1 protein-coding gene is annotated in these 493 nt (G+C 34.7%); it reads right to left on the bottom strand.

Going from position 1 to position 493, the window contains the following annotated elements:
* Nucleotides 1-297, bottom strand: a 297-nt coding sequence (locus ACYVRA_RS08580; RefSeq protein WP_461252301.1) for a hypothetical protein, incomplete at its 3' end; no start/stop codon positions are given.
* Nucleotides 298-493 lie beyond the last annotated feature (196 nt).

Here is a 493-nt window from a genome sequence, read left to right as displayed (position 1 = left end):
TGGGGCTGTAGTGCTGTTAAGGACAAAGTAGATAATTACCATCGCTAATACAATTGCTATCGACCCCAGTATAATGACAAACAGCTTCATCGCATTAACTTCTTTCATTATGTAAGATTCGACTGAACCGACCATTACCGACCATGTTGTAGGAGAACTGCCTATGGGAATATTGGCTATGGCTATTTGTATATTTTCTTTTAGCGAAGGGGCGTAACTGAAACACTCGTATTCCTTTCCGGCTTTGACCGCTACAATTGCGATCATCAAAATGCTCAGTTTGATTTTAATTTTCATTTCTTTTCTCCTTTACTTTTGCCTTTTATGAGGCGTGTTAATCTTTGGATTTCTTGTAAATAAGGAAGCTTTGCAACGCAGAGACTATTATAATTTTTGGATAATTCAATAAGTATGCAGTTAAACTTTTATAGATTTTCAATGTCTTTTATTAACGTGTGCAAAAGATTTTTTATTTAATTTGTTTCGGCTTTTT

The organism is Treponema sp. R8-4-B8, assembly GCF_054786175.1.
Note: the sequence above shows the minus strand (reverse complement) of the source record. Positions and strands in the feature narration are given on the sequence as shown.